At 43.1% G+C, this 24,793-nt stretch carries 21 protein-coding genes (1 of these 21 cut by a window edge); 18 read left to right on the top strand and 3 right to left on the bottom strand.

What is annotated here, in order from left to right; translation table 11 throughout:
• The 15 genes from MK480_RS08240 to MK480_RS08170 all read left to right on the top strand — a co-directional run.
• Positions 1-279, top strand: the 3' end of a protein-coding gene (locus MK480_RS08240) for a nucleotidyltransferase (RefSeq protein WP_268707503.1). 819 nt of this gene lie to the left of the window's left edge; the window shows 279 of its 1,098 coding nt (coding positions 820-1,098); its start codon lies off the left edge, out of view; its stop codon occupies positions 277-279.
• A 131-nt stretch (positions 280-410) separates the two neighbouring features.
• The gene (locus tag MK480_RS08235; protein WP_000388572.1) at positions 411-665 is read left to right on the top strand and encodes a type II toxin-antitoxin system Phd/YefM family antitoxin; all 255 of its coding nucleotides are present in this window, start codon (positions 411-413) and stop codon (positions 663-665) included.
• Between the two features lie 3 nt (positions 666-668).
• Entirely contained in the window at positions 669-923 is a 255-nt protein-coding gene (locus MK480_RS08230) for a Txe/YoeB family addiction module toxin (protein WP_084925567.1), read from the top strand.
• A gap of 202 nt (positions 924-1,125) precedes the next feature.
• Positions 1,126-2,739: a ribonuclease Y gene (locus tag MK480_RS08225; RefSeq protein ID WP_000404934.1), complete on the top strand. Its 1,614-nt coding sequence runs from the start codon at positions 1,126-1,128 to the stop codon at positions 2,737-2,739.
• 129 nt (positions 2,740-2,868) lie between these two features.
• Positions 2,869-3,495 carry a guanylate kinase gene (gene gmk, locus MK480_RS08220; RefSeq protein ID WP_000775041.1) on the top strand — a complete coding sequence of 209 codons (627 nt, stop codon included), beginning with the start codon at positions 2,869-2,871 and terminating at the stop codon, positions 3,493-3,495.
• 24 nt (positions 3,496-3,519) lie between these two features.
• The gene (gene rpoZ, locus MK480_RS08215; protein WP_000979235.1) at positions 3,520-3,834 is read left to right on the top strand and encodes a DNA-directed RNA polymerase subunit omega; all 315 of its coding nucleotides are present in this window, start codon (positions 3,520-3,522) and stop codon (positions 3,832-3,834) included.
• A 65-nt stretch (positions 3,835-3,899) separates the two neighbouring features.
• Positions 3,900-6,296, top strand: coding sequence for a primosomal protein N' (locus MK480_RS08210; protein WP_153199159.1), 2,397 nt, complete (start codon positions 3,900-3,902; stop codon positions 6,294-6,296).
• Between the two features lie 12 nt (positions 6,297-6,308).
• Complete coding sequence (fmt, locus tag MK480_RS08205) at positions 6,309-7,244, top strand: methionyl-tRNA formyltransferase (protein WP_153199158.1); 936 nt, start codon at positions 6,309-6,311, stop codon at positions 7,242-7,244.
• Complete coding sequence (gene rsmB / locus MK480_RS08200; RefSeq protein ID WP_227326073.1) at positions 7,237-8,550, top strand: 16S rRNA (cytosine(967)-C(5))-methyltransferase RsmB; 1,314 nt, start codon at positions 7,237-7,239, stop codon at positions 8,548-8,550. Before fmt ends, rsmB begins: the two co-directional genes overlap by 8 nt.
• Positions 8,551-8,564: 14 nt before the next feature.
• Positions 8,565-9,305, top strand: a complete 741-nt coding sequence (locus MK480_RS08195; RefSeq protein WP_000406255.1) for a Stp1/IreP family PP2C-type Ser/Thr phosphatase — start codon at positions 8,565-8,567, stop codon at positions 9,303-9,305.
• On the top strand, positions 9,302-11,200 hold the full coding sequence (gene pknB / locus MK480_RS08190) for a Stk1 family PASTA domain-containing Ser/Thr kinase (protein ID WP_261011257.1): 1,899 nt from the start codon (positions 9,302-9,304) through the stop codon (positions 11,198-11,200). The genes MK480_RS08195 and pknB overlap by 4 nt, the downstream gene beginning before the upstream one ends.
• An 88-nt stretch (positions 11,201-11,288) precedes the next feature.
• The gene (locus MK480_RS08185; protein ID WP_153199155.1) at positions 11,289-12,047 is read left to right on the top strand and encodes a threonine/serine exporter family protein; all 759 of its coding nucleotides are present in this window, start codon (positions 11,289-11,291) and stop codon (positions 12,045-12,047) included.
• A gap of 1 nt (position 12,048) precedes the next feature.
• Entirely contained in the window at positions 12,049-12,498 is a 450-nt protein-coding gene (locus tag MK480_RS08180) for a threonine/serine exporter family protein (protein ID WP_033686494.1), read from the top strand.
• Between the two features lie 113 nt (positions 12,499-12,611).
• A complete protein-coding gene (locus MK480_RS08175) occupies positions 12,612-13,784 on the top strand; it encodes a hydroxymethylglutaryl-CoA synthase (RefSeq protein WP_045612596.1) in 1,173 nt (390 codons plus the stop codon).
• The gene (locus tag MK480_RS08170) at positions 13,784-15,058 is read left to right on the top strand and encodes a hydroxymethylglutaryl-CoA reductase, degradative (RefSeq protein ID WP_268707502.1); all 1,275 of its coding nucleotides are present in this window, start codon (positions 13,784-13,786) and stop codon (positions 15,056-15,058) included. Before MK480_RS08175 ends, MK480_RS08170 begins: the two co-directional genes overlap by 1 nt.
• Before the next feature lie 35 nt (positions 15,059-15,093).
• Here the strand turns inward: MK480_RS08170 and MK480_RS08165 are convergent, their stop codons facing one another.
• Together MK480_RS08165 and MK480_RS08160 are read right to left on the bottom strand one after the other, a co-directional pair.
• The gene (locus MK480_RS08165; protein ID WP_045612170.1) at positions 15,094-16,059 is read right to left on the bottom strand and encodes a LacI family DNA-binding transcriptional regulator; all 966 of its coding nucleotides are present in this window, start codon (positions 16,057-16,059) and stop codon (positions 15,094-15,096) included.
• Positions 16,040-17,494, bottom strand: a complete 1,455-nt coding sequence (locus tag MK480_RS08160; RefSeq protein WP_268707501.1) for a glycoside hydrolase family 32 protein — start codon at positions 17,492-17,494, stop codon at positions 16,040-16,042. Before MK480_RS08160 ends, MK480_RS08165 begins: the two co-directional genes overlap by 20 nt.
• A gap of 379 nt (positions 17,495-17,873) precedes the next feature.
• On the opposite strand from MK480_RS08160, the gene MK480_RS08155 reads away from it, so the two are divergent.
• Together MK480_RS08155 and scrK are read left to right on the top strand one after the other, a co-directional pair.
• A complete protein-coding gene (locus MK480_RS08155) occupies positions 17,874-19,811 on the top strand; it encodes a sucrose-specific PTS transporter subunit IIBC (protein ID WP_084925696.1) in 1,938 nt (645 codons plus the stop codon).
• Between the two features lie 149 nt (positions 19,812-19,960).
• Positions 19,961-20,848 carry a fructokinase ScrK gene (gene scrK, locus MK480_RS08150; RefSeq protein WP_024057687.1) on the top strand — a complete coding sequence of 296 codons (888 nt, stop codon included), beginning with the start codon at positions 19,961-19,963 and terminating at the stop codon, positions 20,846-20,848.
• 42 nt (positions 20,849-20,890) lie between these two features.
• Here the strand turns inward: scrK and MK480_RS08145 are convergent, their stop codons facing one another.
• Positions 20,891-21,508 carry a TVP38/TMEM64 family protein gene (locus tag MK480_RS08145; protein WP_000076168.1) on the bottom strand — a complete coding sequence of 206 codons (618 nt, stop codon included), beginning with the start codon at positions 21,506-21,508 and terminating at the stop codon, positions 20,891-20,893.
• Between the two features lie 147 nt (positions 21,509-21,655).
• On the opposite strand from MK480_RS08145, the gene MK480_RS08140 reads away from it, so the two are divergent.
• Positions 21,656-24,646 (top strand): type I restriction endonuclease subunit R, encoded by a 2,991-nt coding sequence (locus MK480_RS08140; protein WP_084925698.1) that lies wholly within the window; start codon positions 21,656-21,658, stop codon positions 24,644-24,646.
• Positions 24,647-24,793 lie beyond the last annotated feature (147 nt).

The raw sequence follows: 24,793 nt of genomic DNA, 5'->3' as shown, positions 1-24,793 counted from the left end.
AAACGTTACACCAAGGCGCGTGTCAGACGCCTATTGACCTATATCTTGGTGCAGGCTAGAGAAGGTGACTTGCCAGAAGCCATTCATGTCCTTGGATTTACTGAAAAAGGCAGGCAACAGCTCAATTCTTTGAAAGGTCAGGTCAGTCTAGTCAGCCGAATTGGCAAAGAGCCTTGGGATACTATGACCCAAAAGGCAGACCAGATTTACCAACTGGGAAAATCAAGTATAGCAGAGCAGAATTTTGGAAGAGTGCCGATAAGAATAGAAAGAAACTAAGTCTACTGAAAAGTAGGCTTTTTGAGATTTTTTACGAATAAATAGATAGAAAAGAAAATCTTGTACAAGTTCCTGACAATTTCTTTCTTTTCGTGTATAATAGTGGAAAAGAGGTAAAACGAGGTATGGTTATGGAAGCAGTTCTTTACTCAACATTCCGAAATCATTTAAAAGACTACATGAAGAAGGTAAATGATGAATTTGAGCCTTTGACGGTGGTCAATAAAAATCCAGACGAGGACATTGTAGTACTTTCAAAGAGTGAGTGGGATAGTATCCAAGAAACCCTGAGAATTGCTCAAAATAAGGAACTTTCTGATAAGGTTTTGCGAGGAATGGCTCAAGTTCGTGCTGGAAGTACTCAGGTTCATGTTATTGAGGAGTAAGAAATGCTGCTCAAGTTTACAGAAGATGCCTGGGCAGATTATTGCTACTGGCAAAATCAGGATAAGAAAACGTTAAAAAGAATCAATAAACTAATCAAGGATATTCAACGTGATCCCTTTACAGGAATAGGTAAACCAGAACCACTCAAGTATGACTACCAAGGAGCTTGGTCACGTCGTATTGATGCAGAAAATCGCTTGATTTATATGATGGATGAAGATAGCGTGGCTTTCTTGTCTTTTAAAGATCATTACTAAGTCTACTGAAAGGTGGGCTTTTTCTATAATTTTTACTAAGCTATAACTTCTAAGAAATAGAGATTGCACTAATAAATTTTAAGCAAACGTGTTCCAATTTCCTCAAAACATATTCTATTTTAGGTTTGTGAAAATCACTTTTTTATGGTAGAATGTAAAAGAATGTATGTCATTCGGAATAACAATAAAATGAGGTAAAAACATGGAAATCATGTCGCTTGCGATTGCTGTTTTTGCCGTCATCATTGGTTTAGTCATTGGATATGTCAGCATCTCAGCTAAGATGAAATCATCTCAGGAAGCTGCAGAGTTGATGCTTTTAAATGCTGAACAAGAAGCAACTAATTTACGTGGACAAGCTGAACGTGAAGCTGATTTACTTGTTAATGAAGCCAAACGTGAAAGCAAGTCTCTTAAAAAAGAAGCACTATTGGAGGCCAAAGAAGAAGCCAGAAAATACCGTGAAGAAGTGGACGCTGAATTCAAATCAGAACGTCAAGAACTCAAACAAATCGAAAGTCGTTTGACAGAGAGAGCTACTAGCCTCGACCGCAAGGACGACAATTTGACGAGTAAAGAACAAACACTTGAACAAAAAGAACAAAGTATTTCTGATAGAGCGAAAAACCTTGATGCGCGTGAAGAGCAATTAGAGGAAGTCGAAAGACAAAAAGAAGCAGAGCTAGAGCGTATTGGTGCTCTGTCTCAGGCAGAAGCACGAGATATTATCTTGGCTCAGACAGAGGAAAACTTGACCAAGGAGATTGCCAGCCGCATTCGTGAAGCTGAGCAAGAGGTCAAGGAACGTTCTGACAAAATGGCCAAGGATATCCTGGTTCAAGCCATGCAACGTATCGCTGGTGAATATGTAGCAGAGTCAACAAACTCAACGGTTCATCTGCCAGACGATACTATGAAGGGACGCATTATTGGTCGTGAAGGTCGTAACATTCGTACCTTTGAAAGTTTGACAGGGGTCGATGTGATTATCGACGATACACCAGAAGTGGTGACCTTGTCAGGATTTGATCCGATTCGTCGTGAGATTGCTCGTATGACTATGGAAATGTTGCTCAAAGATGGTCGTATCCACCCAGCTCGTATCGAAGAGTTGGTTGAGAAAAACCGTCAAGAGATTGACAATAAGATCCGTGAATATGGTGAGGCAGCAGCCTATGAGATTGGTGCGCCAAACCTTCATCCAGACTTGATGAAAATCATGGGTCGCTTGCAGTTCCGTACTTCTTATGGACAAAATGTCTTGCGCCATTCGATTGAGGTTGCTAAGTTGGCTGGTATCATGGCTAGTGAGCTTGGTGAAAACGCGGCTCTTGCCCGTCGTGCCGGATTCCTTCACGATATCGGGAAAGCTATTGACCGCGAGGTTGAGGGTAGCCACGTTGAAATCGGTATGGAATTGGCTCGTAAGTACAAGGAACATCCAGTTGTGGTGAATACGATTGCTAGCCACCACGGTGATGTCGAAGCAGAAAGTGTGATTGCAGTAATTGTCGCTGCAGCAGATGCCTTGAGTGCGGCGCGTCCAGGTGCTCGTAGTGAGTCTCTTGAAAGCTACATCAAGCGTCTCCATGATTTGGAAGAAATTGCTAACGGCTTTGAAGGGGTACAAAATAGCTTTGCCCTTCAAGCAGGACGTGAAATCCGTATCATGGTCAATCCAGGACAAATCAAGGACGACAAAGTCACAATCTTGGCTCACAAAGTTCGTGAGAAAATTGAAAACAATCTCGATTACCCAGGAAATATCAAGGTAACCGTGATTCGTGAGCTTCGTGCAGTAGATTATGCTAAATAAATAAGAAAGAGCAGTTGAAAAATTACTGCTTTTTTGTTACACTAGATAGAAAGACTGTAAAGGATAATCTGGCTTTTTGCTATTATTCTAGAGAAATGTTATTTCACAGACTGACTAAAAGGAGAGACAATGGCAGACCGAGGCTTACTAATCGTTTTTTCTGGTCCTTCAGGGGTTGGAAAAGGAACGGTTAGAAGAGAGATTTTTGAGAGTTCTGAAAACCAATTTCAATACTCTGTATCGATGACGACACGCGCACAACGTCCTGGAGAAGTGGATGGTGTTGACTATTTCTTCCGTACTCGCGAAGAGTTTGAAGAGCTGATTCGTCAAGGACAGATGTTGGAATACGCAGAATATGTCGGCAACTACTATGGAACTCCCCTGACCTATGTCAATGAAACCTTGGACAAGGGAATCGATGTTTTCCTTGAAATTGAAGTTCAAGGTGCTCTTCAGGTCAAGAAAAAGGTTCCAGATGCTGTCTTTATCTTCCTGACACCACCAGATTTGGATGAATTGCAAGATCGTTTGGTAGGACGTGGAACAGACAGTGCAGAAGTGATTGCCCAACGAATCGAAAAGGCCAAGGAAGAAATTGCTCTCATGCGTGAGTATGATTATGCGATTGTCAACGATCAGGTGCCCCTAGCTGCTGAGCGTGTCAAACGTGTGATCGAAGCAGAACACTTCCGTGTGGATCGTGTCATTGGTCACTATCAGGAGATGTTACCAAAATCTCCAACTACTCGATAAAATTTAGAAAATAGGTACAAGCAAATGATGTTAAAACCCTCTATTGATACCTTGCTCGACAAGGTTCCATCAAAATATTCACTCGTAATCTTGGAAGCAAAACGTGCCCACGAATTGGAAGCAGGTGCGCCAGCAACTCAAGGTTTCAAATCTGAAAAATCAACTCTTCGCGCTTTAGAAGAAATCGAATCAGGAAACGTTACAATTCACCCAGATCCAGAAGGAAAACGTGAAGCAGTGCGTCGCCGTATCGAAGAAGAAAAACGTCGTAAAGAAGAAGAAGAAAAGAAAATCAAAGAGCAAATCGCTAAAGAAAAAGAAGATGGTGAAAAAATTTAAGGTTGGGGGGACTCAATCTTATTTTTTCTATTGCAAGAATGTACTGACAAGGAGGAGGTGAGAAGATGGCCATAGCTAAGATTATCGTAGATGTACCCTTGATGCAGACGGACCAACCCTATAGTTATAGGATTCCGGAGGAATTTGAGGGAATGCTGGAAGTTGGGATGCGGGTTCATGTGCCTTTTGGTAAGGGCAATCGCCTGATTCAAGGGATTGTTCTTGGTTTGGAGTCTCAATCAGATGAGGAAGAGATGGAGCAAGATTTAAAAGATATTGCGGAGGTGTTGGATTTTTCTCCTGTTCTCACGCAAGAACAACTCTGGCTAGCTGAGGAGTTACGCAAGTCCGTCTTCTCCTACAAAATCTCCATCCTCAAGGCTATGCTGCCGGGATTTCTGAACTCCAGCTATGATAAGATTCTCTATCCTCTGGCAGGTCTGAGTCAGGAAGACAGAGAGCGCTTGTTTGGTTCAGAAGATTCGCTTGCCTTTTCTTCACTAGACCTTGCCAAACAAGCCGAAATGATGCGTTTGACTAGAAAAGGCTTGCTTGGTCTGGAATATCAGGCAATTGATCAAAAGAAGATCAAGACCCAGTCTTGGTATGAGGTAGACCTTGCTCAATTAGAAGGTATCGATATTTCTGCACGTGCCAAGAAAAAGTTAGAATTGAGAGACTATTTACTGTCACATCCTGAGAGTGCTTCCTTGGCTAGTTTGTTAGAGTCCTACTCGCGGGAGCAAGTCAACTTCTTTGTGGAACAAGGTACTGTTACCATAGTCCAAAAGGAAGTCCAACGCTCGGCTGCTTATTTTGAAGGTATTGAGGCAAGTCAACCTTTAGAGTTGAATCCAGAACAAAGGCAGGCGCGTGATGCGGTTGTCAGTGCGATTGGCAGTCATCAGCCTCCCTTCCTACTTCAAGGAATTACAGGGAGTGGGAAGACCGAGGTTTACTTGCAGATTATCCAAGGGGCTTTGGACAAGGGGAAAACAGCAATCTTGTTAGTGCCTGAGATTTCCTTGACTCCTCAGATGACGAAGCGTTTTATTGCACGTTTTGGAGGCAAGGTAGCCATTCTTCACTCAGGACTATCCAATGGTGAAAAGTATGACGAATGGCGCAAGGTCGAGCGTGGAGACGCTCAAGTTGTTGTTGGTGCTAGATCTGCCATCTTTGCTCCTCTGAAAAATCTAGGTGTTATGATTATCGATGAGGAGCATGAAGCGACTTATAAGCAGGACAGTAATCCCCGTTATCATGCTAGAGAAGTGGCTATTTTACGGGGTCAATACAATCAAGCGGCATTGGTTCTTGGTTCCGCGACACCGAGCTTAGAAAGCCGTGCTCGGGCTGGAAAAGGCGTTTATCAACATTTACGTCTGACCCAACGCGCCAATCCTCTAGCTACGACCCCTGAGGTTCAAGTGGTTGACTTTCGTGACTATATTGGACAAAACGAGACATCAAACTTTACGCCTCCTTTGCTAGAAGCCATCCAAGACCGTCTGGCTAAAAAAGAGCAGGTGGTTCTCATGCTCAATCGCCGTGGCTATTCTAGCTTTGTTATGTGTCGAGAGTGTGGAACGGTGGATACTTGTCCCAACTGTGACATTTCTCTCACCCTGCACATGGATACTAAGACCATGAACTGCCATTATTGTGGTTTTTCGAAAGACATTCCTCAGGTCTGTCCTAACTGTAAGAGTCGCAGTATTCGTTACTATGGAACAGGAACTCAGAAGGCTTATGACGAACTGGCAGAACTCTTTCCTCAGGCACGTATTCTGCGGATGGATGTGGATACGACCCGCAAGAAAGGCAGTCACCAAGCTTTACTTGACCAGTTTGGACGAGGTGAAGCGGACATATTGCTTGGTACACAGATGATTGCCAAGGGATTGGATTTTCCCAATGTAACCTTAGTCGGAGTGCTCAATGCGGATACGGCCTTGAATCTGCCTGATTTCCGTTCTTCTGAGAGAACCTTCCAGCTCTTGACTCAGGTGGCAGGTCGAGCAGGACGGGCTGAAAAAGCAGGTCAGGTCTTGATACAGTCCTACAATCCGCAGCATTATGCTATTCGATTTGCCAAGGATCAGGACTACGAAGGCTTTTACGCTTATGAAATGGGAATCAGACGACAACTTGGTTATCCGCCTTACTATTTCACCATTGGCATTACCCTTTCTCACAAGAAGGAAGAAGAGGTGGTCAAACGTGCCTATGAAGTTGTGAACATTTTGCGCTCAGGCTTGTCAGAGAACAGTAACATTCTGGGGCCAACGCCCAAACCCATTGCTCGTACCCACAACCTCTATCATTACCAGATTTTAATTAAATACCGTTTAGAAGATGAGCTGGGGCCGACCCTCAATCAGGTCTTGGCCTTGACTCAAGAACGGGAAAATAGTGAGCTCCGTCTTAGCATTGACCATGAGCCACAGCAATTTTTATAAGAAGGAGAAAATATGACAAAACTAATCTTTATGGGGACACCCGACTTTTCAGCAACAGTCTTAAAAGGGCTTTTGACAGATGATCGTTACGAAATTCTAGCAGTTGTGACCCAGCCGGACCGCGCTGTTGGTCGTAAAAAAGTGATCCAAGAAACCCCAGTCAAGCAGGCTGCCAAAGAGGCAGGACTTCCTATCTACCAACCTGAAAAACTATCTGGAAGTCCAGAGATGGAAGCTATTATGAATTTAGGAGCGGATGGAATTGTGACTGCTGCTTTTGGGCAATTTCTTCCAACTAAACTCCTTGATAGCATGGATTTTGCGGTCAATGTTCACGCCTCCCTTCTTCCTAAACACCGTGGTGGTGCTCCTATCCATTATGCCTTGATTCAAGGGGATGAGGAAGCTGGTGTGACCATTATGGAAATGGTTAAGGAAATGGATGCAGGGGATATGATTTCGCGTCGTAGTATTCCGATTACGGATGAGGACAATGTCGGCACCTTGTTTGAGAAATTGGCGCTAGTTGGTCGTGACTTGCTTTTGGACACCCTTCCTGCCTATATTGCTGGGGAAATCAAACCTGAACCGCAGGATCCAAGTCAGGTTACTTTCTCGCCAAATATCAAACCCGAGGAAGAAAAGTTGGATTGGAATAAAAGCAATCGTCAACTTTTCAACCAAATCCGTGGGATGAACCCCTGGCCTGTTGCCCATACTTTCCTTAAGGGTGACCGCTTTAAGATTTATGAAGCCCTACCAGTAGAAGGCCAGGGAAATCCAGGTGAGATCCTCTCTATCGGCAAGAAAGAATTGATTGTAGCAACGGCTGAAGGAGCTTTGTCTCTCAAACAAGTGCAGCCAGCTGGTAAGCCTAAGATGGACATTGCTTCCTTTCTCAACGGAGTTGGACGTACATTGACTGTAGGAGAACGATTTGGTGACTAAAGTAGAAACAGCTAGAAGTCTATCCTTAGCGGTATTAGAGGATGTTTTTATCAATCAAGCATACTCAAATATCGCCTTAAATAAGCATCTCAAGGGAAGTCAACTTTCTGTAGCAGACAAGGGCTTGGTGACAGAGATTGTCTATGGAACGGTGGCCCGTAAACTGACTCTGGAATGGTACCTATCCCACTTTATCGAAGACAGAGACCAGTTAGACAGCTGGCTTTATGTCCTTCTTCTCATGAGTGCCTACCAACTACGCTATTTGGACAAGATTCCTAATCACGCTGTGGTCAATGAAGCAGTGGAATTGGCCAAAGTCCGTAAAAAAGGCAGTGAAAAATTGGTCAACGCCGTCCTTCGCCGTATCTTGCGTGAAGGCTGGCCAGATATTGCTAGCATCAAACGAAAAAACAAGCGTGATTCCATTGCCTATTCTCTCCCAGTTTGGCTAGTTGCCAAGCTCAAGGAAGAATACGGAGAGGAGCGAGCGCAAGCTATTTTTGAAAGCCTTTTAGTGCGAAACAAGGCCAGCATTCGTGTAACAGACCTAGGACGAAAAGAGGAAATCCAAACCTTGTTGGAGGCCAGTGATTCATCCTTGTCTCTCTCTGGTCTGGTTAAGGAGCAAGGGCATTTTGCAGGCCATGATTTGTTTGTGGAGGGAGCTATAACCATCCAAGACGAGTCCAGTCAATTGGTTGCGCCAACTTTGAATTTGCAGGGAGATGAGCGAGTGCTTGATGCTTGTGCGGCTCCGGGTGGGAAAACAGCCCATATAGCTTCTTATCTCACGACAGGTCAGGTTACGGCTCTGGACTTGTACGACCATAAGTTGGACTTAATCCAAGAAAATGCCCAACGTCTGGGTGTGGCAGACCGGGTTCAAACGCAAAAATTGGATGCCAGAAAGGTGCATGAGCTTTTTGGTCAGGATTCATTTGATAAGATTTTGGTAGATGCTCCCTGTTCAGGAATTGGTCTTCTGCGACGCAAACCAGACATTAAATACAATAAAGAAACGGCAGATTTCGCTTCCTTGCAGGAAATTCAGCTAGAAATATTAGGTAGTGTTTGTCAAACACTACGCAAAGGTGGTATAATAACTTATAGTACCTGTACTATTGTCTCAGAGGAGAACTTTCAAGTCGTACAGGCATTTTTAGAAAGTCATCCTGAATTTGAGCAGGTAACACTAGAACATGAATGTAAGGATATCATGAAAGACGGCTGTATCCTCATTACACCTGAATTGTATGGAAGTGATGGATTCTTCATCAGTCAATTTCGCAAGATATCGGATTAGGAAGGAACTAACACATGGAAATTTCATTATTAACAGATGTTGGTCAGAAACGAACAAATAACCAAGACTATGTCAACCACTATGTCAATAGAGCTGGACGTACTATGATTATCCTAGCTGATGGTATGGGAGGTCATCGCGCAGGGAATATCGCTAGTGAAATGGCGGTAACAGACCTAGGTGTAGCTTGGGTAGATACTCAAATCGATACAGTTAATGAAGTACGTGAATGGTTTGCTAACAACCTTGAGATTGAAAATCAAAAGATTAACCAATTGGGACAAGATGAAGCTTATAAAGGAATGGGAACAACCCTCGAGGCTGTTGCTATTATTGGCAATCAGGCTATCTATGCCCACATTGGGGATTCTCGTATCGGTTTGATTCGTGGAGAAGAATACCACCAGTTAACAAGCGACCATTCTTTGGTCAATGAATTGCTCAAGGCTGGTCAATTGACACCTGAAGAAGCAGCTAGCCACCCACAGAAAAATATTATTACCCAGTCAATTGGTCAAAAAGACGAAATTCAGCCTGATTTTGGAATGATTACCCTTGCGACAGGAGATTATCTCCTACTTAATAGCGACGGATTAACCAACATGATTTCAGGCAGTGAGATTTGTGATATTGTAACCAGTGATATTCCTTTGGCAGATAAAACAGCGACGCTCGTGCGTTTTGCTAACAATGCAGGAGGTTTAGACAATATTACGGTTGCCCTTGTTTCTATGAACGAGGAGGATGAAGAATGATCCAAATCGGCAAGATTTTTGCCGGGCGGTATCGGATTATCAAACAAATTGGTCGAGGAGGCATGGCAGATGTATACTTGGCCAAGGATTTGATTCTAGACGGGGAAGAAGTGGCAGTAAAGGTCCTGAGGACCAACTACCAAACAGATCCCATTGCAGTGGCTCGTTTTCAGCGTGAAGCGAGAGCCATGGCAGATCTGGACCATCCTCATATCGTTCGGATTACAGATATTGGTGAGGAAGACGGTCAACAGTACTTAGCTATGGAGTACGTAGCAGGACTTGACCTCAAGCGCTATATCAAGGAACATCACCCTCTTTCAAATGAAGAAGCGGTCCGAATCATGGGACAAATCCTCTTGGCTATGCGCTTAGCTCATACTAGAGGCATTGTTCACCGTGATTTGAAACCTCAAAATATCCTCTTGACACCAGATGGGACTGCCAAGGTCACAGACTTTGGGATTGCGGTAGCCTTTGCAGAGACGAGTCTGACTCAGACCAACTCTATGCTTGGTTCGGTTCACTACTTGTCACCAGAGCAGGCGCGTGGTTCTAAAGCGACTGTACAGAGTGATATCTATGCCATGGGGATCATCTTTTATGAGATGTTGACAGGACATATCCCTTACGATGGGGATAGTGCAGTGACCATCGCCCTCCAGCATTTCCAGAAACCATTGCCATCGGTTATAGCTGAGAATCCATCTGTGCCTCAGGCTTTAGAGAATGTTGTCATCAAGGCAACTGCCAAGAAATTGACAGATCGTTATCAGTCAGTTGCAGAGATGTATGTGGACTTGTCTAGTAGTTTGTCTTATAATCGTCGCAATGAGCCTAAATTGGTGTTTAATGATACCACTAAGGCTGACACCAAGACTCTTCCTAAAGTTCCACAAAGTACCTTGACTTCGATTCCTAAGGTGCAAACACAAAGTCCAAAGCCACAGACTGCGAAGCCGAGTCAGCAGGCTTCAGAGGACAATTACGCAACCAAGCCTGTTAAGAAACGGAAATTTAGAGTTCGCTATATGATTTTGTTGGCCAGCATTGTATTGGTGGCAGCTTCTCTTATTTGGATACTATCCAGAACTCCTGCAACCATTGCCATTCCAGATGTGGCAGGTAAGACAGTGGCGGAAGCCAAGGAAACCCTCAAGAAAGCCAATTTTGAGATTGGCGAGGAGAAATCAGAGGCTAGTGAAAAGGTGGAAGAAGGGCGGATTATCCGTACAGATCCTGACGCTGGAACTGGTCGAAAAGAAGGAACGAAAATCAATTTGGTTGTCTCATCAGGTAAGCAATCTTTCCAATTGAGCAATTATATCGGCCGTAAATCGACCGATGTTATCGCAGAGCTCAAGCAGAAGAAGGTACCTGAAAATCTCATCAAGATAGAGGAAGAAGAATCAAGCGAGAGTGAAGAAGGAACAGTTCTTAGACAGAGCCCGTCTGCTGGAACAACTTATGATTTGAGTAAGGCCTCAACAATTACTTTAACTATTGCTAAGAAAGTAACAAGTGTTGTCATGCCAAGTTATACAGGTTCCAGTCTTGAATTTACGAAAAATAACCTCATCCAAATTGTTGGTATAAAAGAAGCCAACATTGAAGTTGTAGAAGTTACCACAGCTCCTTCCGGAACTGCTGAAGGTACCGTCGTTGAACAGAGTCCAAGAGCAGGTGAAAAGGTAGATTTGAATAAGACACGCATCAAGATTTCAATTTACAAACCAAAAACACCGCCGTCAACATCATCAGCACCAGCCCAACGTGGAAACCAAGGTTCTACTACAACACCAAGTCAGGGGAACCAGCAAGGAAATCAACGAGGAGATACTCATTCTACTAATCAATCAAGTAGTGAGGGAAGCCACGAAAATTCACGTAATTAAACGAATCTTTGTCATGATTTTATGGCAAAGATTTTTTTTGAGTCCGGATTTGTGATAGAATAGAAGGAGTTGATAAAAGGAGGAACGCATGGAAGAATCAAGAGAATTAAATGCCGTCATTGATGTGATTATGTTAGCTGGAACCATTCTTCTCAAAAGTGGCTCAGAAATTCATCGTGTAGAAGATACCATGATTCGTATTGCGCATTCGCAGGGGATTGTGGATTGCAATGTTCTTGCCATGCCTGCCGCTATCTTTTTCTCCATTGAAAATACCAATATTTCGCGAATGAAACGCGTGACTTCCTCTTCTTATAACATCGAAAAAGTCTGCGATGTGAACCAGATTTCTCGTCAGTTGGTAGGAGGAAATCTTGATTTAGAGACGGCCTTCAAGCAATTGACGGCCTTGCAAGCCCAACCCCTTCCTTATACTAAGTTGCAGGTAACTCTGGCTGCGACCTTTAGTGCTCCTTTCTTTTCAATTATGTTTAGTGGAAATATCTACGACGCACTTGGGGCAGGAGTGGCTACCTTATTTGGTTTTGCCTTTTCCCTCTATGTGGAGAAGTTTATCCGAATTCCTTTTGTGACAGCCTTTGCTGGAGCCTTCGTCTTTGGGATGATAGCCCAGTTTTGGACTCGCTACACAGGCTTTCCTTCAACGGCAGACTTGATTATAGCTGGTGCGGTCATGCCTTTTGTTCCAGGAATTGCCTTGACCAATGCGGTTCGGGATATTATGACTAACCACATAAACTCTGGTATGAGTAAGATGTTTGAATCCCTGCTCATTACCCTTGCTTTAGGGGCGGGAACTTCTGTCGCCTTGGTATTGATGAACTAATATGACACTAACAACCTTTTTATTACAAGCAGTAGCAAGTCTTCTTGCTATTATCACTTTTTTAATCGTACTCAATGTGCAACGCTCTATGCTCTTACCTGGAGGGATTTTAGGCATGGCTGTCTGGCTAATCTATCTCTTGCTCAAGGAACCGACCAATGTTATTGTGGCTACTTTTATTGCAGCTATTATCGGTTCTTGTGTCAGCCAGATTTTAAGTATTCTTTATAAGACACCTGCTGTGGTCTTTATCTTGGCTATCTTGGCACCTCTGGTTCCGGGTTATCTCTCCTATCGGACAACTGCCTTTTTTGTGACGGGAGATTACAGTCATGCCATTGCTAGTGCAACCTTGGTTGTTATGCTGGCTTTGGTGATTTCCATTGGAATGGCTAGTGGAACCGTGATTCTTAGACTTTATTCTTACTTAAGAAAACAGCATAATGGTTAGAATAATAAGGGACTTGATTTGGTGAATCAAGTCTTTTTTCTCTCTTTTACTGCTATTTGTGATAAAATAGTATAGAACGATTTTTTACAATGAATGATAAAACAGAGGTAAATATGACAATCGGTATTGATAAGATTGGTTTTGCGACCAGTCAATATGTCTTGAAATTACAAGACTTAGCAGAAGCGAGGGGAATTGACCCTGAAAAATTAAGCAAAGGACTCTTACTCAAGGAATTGAGTATTGCGCCCCTAACTGAGGATATCGTGACCTTGGCGGCCAGTGCAAGTGATTCTATTTTAACTGAGCAAGAAAGAGAAGAAATTGACATGGTCATTGTTGCTACCGAGTCAGGAATTGACCAGAGTAAAGCTGCGGCCGTCTTTGTGCATGGTTTGCTGGGCATCCAGCCTTTTGCTCGTAGTTTCGAGATTAAAGAAGCTTGCTATGGAGCGACAGCGGCCCTTCATTATGCCAAATTGCATGTGGAAAATTCTCCAGAGTCCAAGGTCTTGGTCATCGCAAGCGATATTGCCAAATATGGTATTGAAACTCCAGGAGAACCAACTCAGGGTGCTGGAAGTGTAGCTATGTTGATTACACAAAATCCACGCATTATGGCCTTTAATAATGACAATGTAGCTCAGACCCGTGACATCATGGATTTCTGGCGTCCAAATTACTCGACAACTCCTTATGTAAATGGTGTTTATTCTACCCAACAATATCTAGATAGTTTGAAAACGACTTGGCTCGAATATCAAAAACGCTACCAGCTTACTTTGGATGATTTTGCAGCTGTTTGTTTCCATTTGCCTTACCCTAAATTAGCCTTAAAAGGCTTGAAAAAAATCATGGATAAGAGCCTGTCTCAAGAGAAAAAAGACCTCTTGCAAAAGCATTTTGACCAGTCTATTCTCTACAGTCAAAAGGTGGGGAATATCTATACAGGTTCACTTTTCCTTGGACTTTTGTCTCTCTTAGAAAATACAGATAGCCTGAAGGCTGGAGATAAAATTGCCCTTTATAGTTACGGAAGTGGTGCTGTGGCTGAGTTCTTCAGTGGTGAATTGGTTGAAGGATATGAAGCTTATCTGGATAAAGACCGTTTGAACAAGCTCAACCAACGAACTGCCCTGTCTGTTGCAGACTATGAAAAAGTCTTCTTTGAGGAAGTAGACTTAGATGAAACAAATTCTGCCCAGTTTGCTGGCTATGAAAATCAAGATTTTGCCTTGGTTGAAATTGTTGACCACCAACGCAGTTATAGCAAGGTTGAAAAATAATGAAGATAAGTTGGAATGGATTTTCAAAAAAATCATACCAAGAGCGCCTCGAGCTGTTAAAAGCTCAGGCGCTCCTTAGTCCTGAGAGACAAGAGAGTTTGGAGCAGGATGAACAGATGAGTGTGACTGTGGCAGACCAGCTGAGTGAGAATGTAGTGGGAACTTTTTCTCTACCTTATTCGTTGGTTCCAGAGGTTCTCGTTAACGGTCAGGAATACACAGTTCCCTATGTGACAGAAGAACCGTCTGTGGTTGCTGCGGCCAGCTATGCAAGTAAAATCATCAAGCGAGCAGGTGGCTTTACTGCTCAAGTGCATGAGCGTCAGATGATTGGACAGGTAGCCCTTTATCAAGTTGCTGAACCTGAACAAGCTCAAGAGAAGATTGCCAGCAAGAAGGCTGAGCTCTTGGAGCTTGCCAATCAAGCCTATCCTTCCATCGTTAAACGTGGAGGCGGGGCGCGTGATTTGCATGTCGAGCAGATAAAAGGCGAAACAGACTTTCTCGTTGTTTATCTTCATGTCGATACCCAGGAAGCCATGGGAGCCAATATGCTCAACACCATGCTGGAAGCCTTGAAACCAGTCTTAGAAGAACTCAGCCAGGGACAGAGTCTCATGGGAATCCTGTCTAATTACGCGACCGATTCTCTGGTGACAGCAAGCTGTCGCATCGCCTTTCGCTACTTGAGCCGCCAAAAGGATCAAGGACGAGAGATTGCGGAGAAAATAGCCTTGGCTAGTCAGTTTGCGCAGGCTGATCCTTACCGAGCCACTACCCACAATAAAGGGATTTTTAACGGTATTGATGCCATTTTGATTGCCACTGGTAATGACTGGCGTGCTATTGAGGCAGGAGCTCATACCTTTGCCAGTCGAGATGGACATTACCAAGGTCTTAGTCAATGGACGCTGGACTTTGAAAGAGAAGAATTGGTCGGTGAGATGACCCTGCCCATGCCTGTAGCGACCAAGGGTGGGTCTATCGGCCTCAACCCTCGTGTATCCCTCAGTCATGAGCTACTGGGAAATCCTTCTGCCAAAGAATTAGCCCAGATTATCGTGTCTATAGGACTTGCCCAAAACTTTGCAGCCCTCAAAGCCTTGGTGAGTACAGGGATTCAGCAAGGCCATATGAAATTGCAGGCCAAATCCTTGGCACTTCTCGCAGGTGCTAGTGAATCCGAGGTAGCTCCCCTAGTCGAGCGCCTCATTGCAGATAAAACCTTTAACCTAGATACAGCTAAGCGCCATTTAGAAAACTTACGATTATAGAAAAACTCAGACTGTTTTGTCTGAGTTTTTTGTACTTATATGCTTTTTCCTGGTAATAATGTAACTGGTAAAAAGTAGCCTGTTGTTGCGACTTCCTTACCTTCGATTTTTTGCAAGAGTAGATCAACAGTGAGGCAGGCAATCTCTTCCAAAGGTTGCTTGACAGTCGTTAAATGAGGATAGTAATTCTCGATAAAGTAAGTCCCATCATAGCCGATGACTTTGAGTTCTTCTGGGACAGAAATGCCCAGTTCTTGAGCGATTTTAATGACCAGAATAGCTGTTAAGTCATCCGAAGCAAAAATGGCATCTGGCTTTTGACGAGTCAAGATATTCTTGATTTCCATTTCTTTTCTGACGGGAGAAAAGTCACTGGAAACATTGATAATAGGAGCTTGGGGGAGTACGGATGCAAAACCAGCGTGGCGTAGTCCAGTTGGCGAGTTAGAATTGTCGTTCCCTGTAATCATGATGATAGACTGGGCGCCTGTCTTAACTAAGGTCTGGGCTGCAAGAACTCCACCAGCATAGTTGTCAGAGGAAACGACAGGAATATCTGGAGACAGGTTTCGGTCAAAGGAAATAATCGGCGCCGTCACGCGATTGTAGTCTTCGATTCCCAAGTTGTGACTACCAGAAATGATGCCGTCCACCTGATTGGCTTCCAACATTTCGATGTATTCACGTTCCTTCTCAGAATCGTGCTCACTGTTGCAGATAATGGTCTTGTAACCATTTTTGAAGAGTTGGTGCTCCAGCTTATCAATCAATTCTGCATAGAAAACATTGGAAATATTTGGGAAAATCAAACCGATTAACTTAGCTGATTTTCCTTGGAGACTACGAGCCAGATTATTGGGTTTATAGCCCAATTCCCGCATGGCTTCATTGACCTTTTGAATGGTTTTCTCAGAGAGATAACCTTTTTTATTGATAACCCGAGAAACGGTAGTAGGGCTGACACCTGCAAGTTTGGCGACATCAGTTAGTTTTGCGACCATAATCTAATTCATAGTAAGTTCCAGTTGGGTTTCCAGATTTGATCAGGATACCATTTTGGTCCGCATGTGGGAAGACACGACCAGAAAATACTTTTTCTCCTTTATTGATGAAAATTTCAAAGACAGAGTTATCGATGAAGATTGTAGCAGTAGTAGCTTGATTGTTGATAGGGCAAGAACGTGTAGTTCCAAATTCTTGGGCATACTGTTCTCCAGCCTGGCTACGATCTACTGTCACTTGACCATTTACAAGGTCAAAGTTGATGGAAAGTCCCTTGCCTTCTTTATCAGCAAGTAAGACAATCTCGCTCTGGCTATTAGCTTCCAAGTTGAGTTCGAGTTCGTAAGTGTTCTTGGTTTGGGCACGGTTTGAGAAGGCTTCTTCAGTAGCACGAAGGTCCTTGATAGCTGCGACGGGGTATTGGTAGAGTTTGCCGTCTTTGATAGTCAGTTCCTTGACCAAAGAGAAGGTTCCTTGGTGGTCAAAACGGTCAGATGGATATGAAACATCAGGCAATCCAAGCCAGCTAACAGCTAGAGCACGTCCATCAGGAGCGTTGAAGGCTTGAGTTGCATAGGCTTCGAAACCATAATCCATGTTTTGAAGTTGAGACACATCTACCATTTTGGCATTTTCAGGGTCAAAGGAAGCCCCAATCTTATACATATTTGGAAAGATATTATCGTAGTCTAGAACTTTCTTATCCAATCCTTGTGGGCAGTAGAGAAGGACAGGTTGTTCCCCTACAAAGACCAGATTTGGACATTCCATCATGTAGGCAGTACGGTCGTTAGCAAAGTCAAGGTTGCCAACGGCTTGCCAGTTTGTATAGTCGTTGTCTACAGCCTTGTAGAGACGGACGAAGCCTTTTTTCTCCAAGTCCTGTCCACCGACGATAGCATAGTATTGGCCCTTGAAGTTAAAAATTTGCGGATCACGGAAGTGGTCAGTAGAGTCTGCTGGCTGGTCGATCAAGATCTTGTCAATCTTCGTAATCTTGCCATCCTTGTCCATCAAAGCACCGATTTGGTACGGGTGACGGATCCAGTTTTCATCGCGGACATTTCCTGTATAAAATAGGAACAAGTTATCGCCAAACTGCATGGCAGAACCAGAGTAGGCACCGTGGCTATCTAATGGAGTATCTGGTAAAACTTTGATTCCAGTTTCTTTAAAGTGAATCAAATCATCACTTTCTAGCTGTGCCCAAGATTTTAAACCGTGGGCTGCACCAAAAGGAAAATTCTGGTAAAAGAGGATCCACTTGCCATCAAAGTAAGAAAAGCCATTTGGGTCGTTGAGAAGTCCTGTTTTTGGCTCAACATGGTAATGAGTATGCCATGGAGATTGTGCCATATTTTTCTTTATATTTTGAATTTCTTCTTGCGTCCAATCTTCATAGGGTCTATAACGACGCTCAGTTGTCCATTCCATTCATTCATTCCTCCAAAAATCTTATCACTTTTAATAGTAACCGTTTTCGATTAAAAATGCAAGCCTTTTATGTTAAAAAAGAGAAAAAACTGCCAAACGTTTATCATAAATCAAAAGCAGGAAATCAATCATCTATCTGCAGAAAATTGAAAGAAAGTGAAATAAAATCCTTTTTAACTCAGATTTTAAACTATTTTTTTAAAGAACACTTTCATAAAACTCTCACAATATATCAAAACAAAGGACCTTACTCTAAGAAACAAATATTTTTTCTGCAAAACGCTTGACATATTTTTGAAACATGATAAAATAAAAGTCGTAGGGCGAATAAAATCGCTTTCAAACAATAACAAAATTCTATAATAAGGAGATTTTTGCTATGGATTATAGTAAAGTTGCTGCCGAGGTCATTGAGGCTGTCGGTAAGGATAATCTTGTAGCTGCAGCACACTGTGCAACTCGTCTTCGTTTGGTATTGAAAGACGAATCAAAAGTGAATCAAGCAGCTCTAGATAATAATGCGGATGTCAAGGGAACTTTTAGCACTAATGGACAATATCAAATTATCATTGGTCCTGGTGATGTTAACTTCGTGTATGCGGAAATCATCAAGAAAACTGGTTTAAAAGAAGTTTCGACAGATGATTTGAAAGAGATTGCTAATAAAGACAAAAAGTTCAATCCATTGATGGACTTGATTAAACTTTTGTCAGACATCTTTGTTCCTATTATCCCTGCCTTAGTTGCAGGTGGTCTCTTGATGGCTTTACGTAACTTCTTGACATCACCAGATTTGTTTGGACCTCAATCAATTGAAGATATGTATCCTGCAATCAAAGGCTTCTCAGCTATGATTCAATTGATGTCTGCTGCTCCATTTATGTTCCTCCCTGTTTTGGTTGGTATTTCAGCAGCCAAGCGCTTTGGAGCAAACCAATTCCTTGGTGCGGCAATTGGTATGATTATGACCACTCCAGATTTGGGTGGCAAAGAAGCCTTCTGGGACATCTTAGGTTTCCATGTTACACAAACAAACTATGCTTATCAAGTTATTCCAGTCCTTGTTGCAATCTGGTTGTTAGCAAATTTGGAAAAATTCTTCCACAAGAAATTGCCATCTGCAGTTGACTTCACTTTCACACCGCTTTTATCAGTGATGCTTACAGGCTTCCTTACCTTTACAGTTATCGGTCCTGTTATGTTGGTTGTGTCTGATGCGATTACAAATGCGATTGTATGGTTGTACAACACAACAGGTGCCTTTGGTATGGGTCTATTTGGTGGAACTTACTCACTAATCGTTATGACAGGTCTTCACCAATCATTCCCAGCAATCGAAACACAATTGTTGTCTGCTTACAATAATAACGGTACTGGATTTGGAGACTACATCTTTGTTGTTGCTTCAATGGCAAACGTAGCACAAGGTGCGGCTACTCTTGCAATCTACTTCTTGACAAAAAATGCTAAAACAAAAGGATTGTCAAGTTCGGCTGCTGTTTCTGCCTTCCTTGGTATTACAGAACCTGCTCTCTTTGGGGTAAACTTGAAATACAAATTCCCATTCTTCTGCGCCCTTGCTGGTTCAGCAATTGGTGCCTTCGTAGCAGGTTTAACTCACGTTATTGCAGTTTCATTGGGAGCGGCTGGATTTATTGGATTCCTTTCTATTAAGGCTGCTTCAATCCCTATGTATATAGTTGCGGAAATTATGTCCTTTGTTGCCGCCTTTGCTTTCACTTATTTCTACGGGAAAACAAAAGCAGCTAGTGTCTTTGCTGATGAAGCAGCCACAGCAACTGCAGAAACAGTTACTGAACCTACAGTAGAAGCACCAGTAGTGGAAGAGACTGATACTCTTCAAAATGAAACACTTGTAACTCCTATCGTCGGTGATGTTGTCGCTCTTGCTGATGTCAATGATCCAGTCTTCTCAAGTGGAGCTATGGGCCAAGGTATCGCTGTGAAACCAAGTCAAGGTGTGGTATATGCACCAGCTGATGCGGAAGTTTCAATCGCCTTTCCAACAGGACACGCTTTTGGTTTGAAAACAACTGATGGTGCTGAAGTCTTGATCCACGTTGGTATTGACACTGTATCTATGAATGGTGAAGGTTTTGAAGCAAAAGTTGCTCAAGGTGATAAGGTTAAAGCTGGCGATGTTCTTGGAACCTTTGACTCAAACAAAATTGCTGCAGCTGGTCTTGATGATACAACAATGGTTATCGTTACAAATACAGCTGACTACGCTTCAGTAGCTCCAGTCGCAACAGGTTCAGTTGCGAAGGGGGATGCTGTGATCGAAGTGAAAATCTAATCAATCCTCTCTAATGTGAAAACGAACAAATGACATGTTTGTTCGTTTTTGCTTGAATGGTAAGATTTACAGAGGAAAATCTAAAAAATAGAGAAATTTAGACTTTCGAAATATGCTATAATAAAGAAAATAAAAACAAGAGGTTTATCATGACAAAATTATATGGAAGCTTGGAAGCGGGCGGTACAAAGTTTGTCTGTGCTGTCGGTGATGAAAACTTTAACGTTGTAGAAAAAACACAATTTCCAACAACAACTCCAATCGAAACAATCGATAAAACCATCGAGTTCTTCTCAAAATTCGACAACCTTGCTGGTCTTGCAGTTGGTTCATTTGGTCCGATTGATATTGATAAAAACTCAAAAACTTATGGCTTTATCACAACGACTCCAAAACCAAACTGGGCAAATGTGGACTTGCTTGGTGCCCTTCGTCGCGCCCTCAACGTGCCAATGTACTTCACTACAGACGTAAACAGCTCTGCCTATGGTGAAGTGGTTGCCCGTAACAATGCTGGTGCTCGTATTGAAAACTTGGTTTACTACACAATCGGTACAGGTATCGGTGCAGGTGTCATCCAACGTGGCGAGTTTATCGGTGGTGTGGGTCACCCTGAGATGGGTCATTATTATGTTGCTAGACACCCAATGGACATTGAAAAAGAGTTTAAGGGTGTTTGTCCTTTCCATAAGGGATGTCTGGAAGGCTATGCAGCTGGTCCAAGTTTGGAAGCTCGTACAGGTGTTCGTGGGGAAAACATTGAACTCAACAATCCTGTTTGGGATGTTCAAGCCTACTATATCGCTCAAGCTGCGGTTAATGCGACAGTGACTTTCCGCCCAGACGTGATTGTCTTTGGTGGAGGGGTCATGGCTCAACAACATATGCTGGACCGTGTCCGTGAGAAATTTACATCTCTTCTCAATGGCTACCTACCAGTACCTGATGTGCGTGACTACATCGTGACTCCAGCAGTCGCAGGAAATGGTTCTGCCACTCTTGGGAACTTTGTTCTTGCAAAAGAAGTTTCAAAATAAACCACAAAATCCGCTTGGGAAACCAAACGGATTTTTTACATGTCAAAGCATTTGCCAGAAGAAGTCAATAATATAGGTCAGACCGTAGGTATAAACCACGAGTGTAAAGGGCTTGGTCAGAATGATGATAGTCATATAGCGCTTGAAGCTCATCTTGGTCAGGGCAGCCAGCATACAGAGAAAGTCAGCTGGACTAATAGGCCAAATCATCATAAAGATAAAGAAACGGTCAAAACGATTGCCCTTATCCAACCAACCGATATACTTGTCATAGGTGCGCTTGCTGACGACAGACTGGACAAAGGCAGCTCCGTAGAGGCGCACTAGATAAAAGATAATGGCACAGCCAATCACGATGCCGATATAGTTGTAGATCGTACCGATGATGTGGCCATAGATAAAGACCCCAGCCACCGAGGTCAAGGCTCCAGGAATAATAGGGACGACCGTTTGTAAAATCTGTAAAAAGATAAAGAGAGGTGGCCCCCAGATACCTGCCTGCTGGATAAAGGCAGAGAGGGTTTCCTTAGACTGTAAAATTCCAGCCTGATAAGCCCAAATACAGAAAATTAAACTTCCAACCCCACCGACAATCGATGAGATGTTGATAACTTGCTGTAAAAGGGGAGAAACAGCTTTCATTTGTTTATCCTGTGACATGTAAACTCCTCATAGATAGTATAACTCTACTATACCATATTTTGGAGGAGAAAGGGGGAATGAGTGTTTTTATAATGGGAAGAGTGATGGAATTTGAGGTTAAACATGCTATAATAAAGGGAGCAGACACGTAGCAAAGGAGAGAGTATGATACAGGTAAAACCAGAACTGGAGATAGAAAAACAACTGATCAGCCAACTGGTAACTGGGGAAAGTCAATGGACATATAGAGAAGACCTCAAAACAGAAGAGCAATTATGGGAAAATTTCTTTGAAAAGCTAGCTCAGAACAATGTGGCTCTATTGGCAGATCATCCCTTGACAGAACAGGAAAAACGCCAGATAAAGAATCAATTGAACTTTGTTAGCTACTATGATGCTGCCAAGTGGTTGGTCGGCGAAAATGGCATTGCCAAGGTTGAGGTTCAGAGAGAAGATGCTAGTTTGGGGACTATCCGTTTATCTGTCATCTGGCGAGACAATATCGCAGCTGGTAAGTCCAGTTATGAGGTTGTCAATCAAGTCGAGAGAGACAAGGTAAATCCTCAGGATCAAGACCGCAGGCTAGATGTGACCCTCTTGATTAATGGTCTTCCGATGATTCAGATTGAGCTTAAAAGTCCCCGAGTTGCTTTTCTAGATGCCTTTCATCAAATCAAGAAGTATGATAGGGAAGGCAAGTTTCGTGGCATTTACTCTAGCTTACAGATGTTTGTTGTGACCAATAAAGTAGATACACGCTATATCGCTGCGGCTAGGGAAAATAAACTCAACAAGCAATTTCTAACCAAGTGGGTGGATAAAGACAACCAACCCATAACGAGCTTGACCAGTTTTGCCCACGAAGTGCTTTCCATCCCTCGTGCCCACCAGATGGTCATGCAGTATTCTGTCCTTGATGATAGCAAGAAGGCTCTTATCCTCTTGCGCCCCTACCAGATCCATGCTATCGAAGCGGTGCAGGAAGCTTCACGCCAGCAAGCATCAGGCTATGTCTGGCATACGACAGGTTCAGGGAAGACCTTGACCTCCTATAAGGTGGCGCGGAATCTCCTCCAAATACCGTCTATCCAAAAGACAATCTTTGTCGTTGACCGCAGGGACTTGGATCAACAGACCACTTCATCCTTTCTGTCCTATGCGACCAATGATGTCATTGATATTGACGAGACGGATAATACCCATGATTTGGTCAAGCGACTGGGAAGTAATGACAAGCGTGTCGTGGTAACGACCATCCAGAAAATCACCACTATGATGCGTAAGTTTGAGCAAGGTCTTTACCAGCGTGATGTTGACAAAATAAAGGGCCTCCGAGTGGCCTTTGTCGTGGATGAATGTCACCGTGCCGTGACGCCACAAACACAAAAAGATATTAAGGCATTTTTCCCACAGTCGCTCTGGTATGGTTTTACAGGAACGCCCATCTTTAAGGAAAATAAACGCCAGCAGATCGGTGACCTAGCCCAAACCACCCAGAAACAGTACGGAGACCGTCTCCATGAGTATACAGTCAAGGAAGCCATCCATGACGGAGCTGTTTTGGGCTTTAAGGTGGATTATCGCAATACCCTCATCACGGATAAATCTGAAAATGACATACCAGATACTGTCTACGAGGATGAGGAGCATATGCTGGAAGTCTTGGATGCCATTATCAATAAATCCCGTCAACAACTAGGCTTCCAAAAAGGAGTGGGTAAGACCTACAATGCCATCCTAACCGTCAAATCCATCCCTCAAGCCCAAGCCTACTATGACCTCCTCAAACGAGTCAAGGCTGGGGAGACACGTGTCAAGGTATCGGAAAGGGTTAAGCAGGTTCTTCCAGACTTTCCAAAGGCGACCATCACCTACTCGGTCACAGAAAATGAAGAAGACTCAAGAGCCAACCAAGACCACATGAAGCAGGTTTTAGAAGACTATAACCAAGAGTTTGATACCCACTTTACCATGGCGGATCTTCGTGGCTTTAATACGGATGTCAATAACCGTCTAGCTCGAAAGCAGGACAAATACCTCTATCGCAATGAGCAGTTGGACTTGGTTATCGTGGTCAATCGTCTTTTAACGGGATTTGATGCCCCTTGTCTATCAACTCTTTTTATCGACCGAAAACCCATGCAACCGCAGGACTTGATCCAAGCCTTTAGCCGAACAAATCGGATCTTTGACAACAGTAAGACCTATGGTCATATCATCACCTTCCAAAAGCCTCTAGCCTTTAAGGAAGCAGTGGATAATGCCCTCAAGCTCTACTCAAATGGTGGTGAAAACGAGGTTCTAGCCCCTAGTTGGGAAGAGGAAAAGAGAAACTTTTTGAGGAGTTGTAGTGATTTCCAAAATCTTGCTACTGATGACTATGTGAATGGTCTAGATTTTGAGCAAGTCTCTACGCCTGAGTTGAGGAAACTAGCTAAAACCTATCAAGCTCTTGATAAGTACCTAGCCTCTATCCGAGTGTATAAAGAGTATGATGAGGAAGAAGTTTACAGTCAGACGGGACTTGATGGAGAGAAGTTGGAAAGGTATCTGGGTCTTTATCGAAATGTCCTTGCAGAATTAAAAAGTCGAGTAGAGGATGATGACGATGGAGAGCCACTTGATATCCACTATGAACTGGAGTCTATCCAAGTGGACGAAATCAACTATGCCTATATCCTAACCTTGATCCAAAGCCTGATTGAACAAGGTCAAAGTCAAGAAAAGCACCTAAGCTCTCAAGATAAGGAAGCCGTGGATAACTATATTCAGAGTCTTGAGAAGACCAATCCAAATCTTGCCCAGATCATCACTGAACTGTGGAGAGAGGTACAAGAGCATCCAGAAAACTATCGTGGTCAGTCTATCGCAAATATCTTGGATCAGATGATAGAGGTTGTCATCCAGCAACATATCCAAGTCTTTAGCAAACGTTGGTATGTCGGAGAGGATGAACTCCGTTACTATGTCGAACACTACCGTAAGGGAGCTAAAAAACAACTAGGAGAAAGCCAGTTGACCAAGAGCCAGCGCTATCAGGACTATAAGCTAGAGGTGGCAGATGCCCTCAATCCTCTCCTCTATAAAAAACAAATCAAGGAAGCCTATACCCAGCTAGTAGAGGAAGTCATTGAGCCGTTGAGGGTTGGGAGATAGTCCTTCTAGACTTAGAATAGTTCCGCTTCCTAAAGTTTACATGTATTCTAAGTATCGAATGATTGTAATTCCATAAATTTATAAGCAATCTACGTTTCGAATAGCTTATCTGAGAAAGTTTTGAGGTTTTCTAGCTTTCGAATAGTC

The sequence above is a fragment of the Streptococcus mitis genome (assembly GCF_026782895.1).
GTDB classification, from domain to species: Bacteria; Bacillota; Bacilli; order Lactobacillales; family Streptococcaceae; genus Streptococcus; species Streptococcus mitis_CB.
The sequence above is the reverse complement of the archived record's forward strand: the minus strand, read 5'-3'. Positions and strand labels throughout refer to the sequence as shown.

What these genes read in the sequence shown, in the direction of transcription:
- MK480_RS08145 (WP_000076168.1), bottom strand. Translation starts at nt 21,508, where the DNA reads ATGTCACAGGATAAACAAATGAAAGCTGTTTCTCCCCTTTTACAGCAA.
- MK480_RS08165 (WP_045612170.1), bottom strand. Translation starts at nt 16,059, where the DNA reads ATGGTCGCAAAACTAACTGATGTCGCCAAACTTGCAGGTGTCAGCCCT.
- MK480_RS08225 (WP_000404934.1), top strand. Translation starts at nt 1,126, where the DNA reads ATGGAAATCATGTCGCTTGCGATTGCTGTTTTTGCCGTCATCATTGGT.
- MK480_RS08195 (WP_000406255.1), top strand. Translation starts at nt 8,565, where the DNA reads ATGGAAATTTCATTATTAACAGATGTTGGTCAGAAACGAACAAATAAC.
- MK480_RS08210 (WP_153199159.1), top strand. Translation starts at nt 3,900, where the DNA reads ATGGCCATAGCTAAGATTATCGTAGATGTACCCTTGATGCAGACGGAC.
- MK480_RS08155 (WP_084925696.1), top strand. Translation starts at nt 17,874, where the DNA reads ATGGATTATAGTAAAGTTGCTGCCGAGGTCATTGAGGCTGTCGGTAAG.
- MK480_RS08175 (WP_045612596.1), top strand. Translation starts at nt 12,612, where the DNA reads ATGACAATCGGTATTGATAAGATTGGTTTTGCGACCAGTCAATATGTC.
- MK480_RS08185 (WP_153199155.1), top strand. Translation starts at nt 11,289, where the DNA reads ATGGAAGAATCAAGAGAATTAAATGCCGTCATTGATGTGATTATGTTA.
- gmk (WP_000775041.1), top strand. Translation starts at nt 2,869, where the DNA reads ATGGCAGACCGAGGCTTACTAATCGTTTTTTCTGGTCCTTCAGGGGTT.
- MK480_RS08170 (WP_268707502.1), top strand. Translation starts at nt 13,784, where the DNA reads ATGAAGATAAGTTGGAATGGATTTTCAAAAAAATCATACCAAGAGCGC.
- MK480_RS08160 (WP_268707501.1), bottom strand. Translation starts at nt 17,494, where the DNA reads ATGGAATGGACAACTGAGCGTCGTTATAGACCCTATGAAGATTGGACG.
- pknB (WP_261011257.1), top strand. Translation starts at nt 9,302, where the DNA reads ATGATCCAAATCGGCAAGATTTTTGCCGGGCGGTATCGGATTATCAAA.
- MK480_RS08180 (WP_033686494.1), top strand. Translation starts at nt 12,049, where the DNA reads ATGACACTAACAACCTTTTTATTACAAGCAGTAGCAAGTCTTCTTGCT.
- rpoZ (WP_000979235.1), top strand. Translation starts at nt 3,520, where the DNA reads ATGATGTTAAAACCCTCTATTGATACCTTGCTCGACAAGGTTCCATCA.
- MK480_RS08230 (WP_084925567.1), top strand. Translation starts at nt 669, where the DNA reads ATGCTGCTCAAGTTTACAGAAGATGCCTGGGCAGATTATTGCTACTGG.
- scrK (WP_024057687.1), top strand. Translation starts at nt 19,961, where the DNA reads ATGACAAAATTATATGGAAGCTTGGAAGCGGGCGGTACAAAGTTTGTC.
- MK480_RS08235 (WP_000388572.1), top strand. Translation starts at nt 411, where the DNA reads ATGGAAGCAGTTCTTTACTCAACATTCCGAAATCATTTAAAAGACTAC.
- fmt (WP_153199158.1), top strand. Translation starts at nt 6,309, where the DNA reads ATGACAAAACTAATCTTTATGGGGACACCCGACTTTTCAGCAACAGTC.
- MK480_RS08140 (WP_084925698.1), top strand. Translation starts at nt 21,656, where the DNA reads ATGATACAGGTAAAACCAGAACTGGAGATAGAAAAACAACTGATCAGC.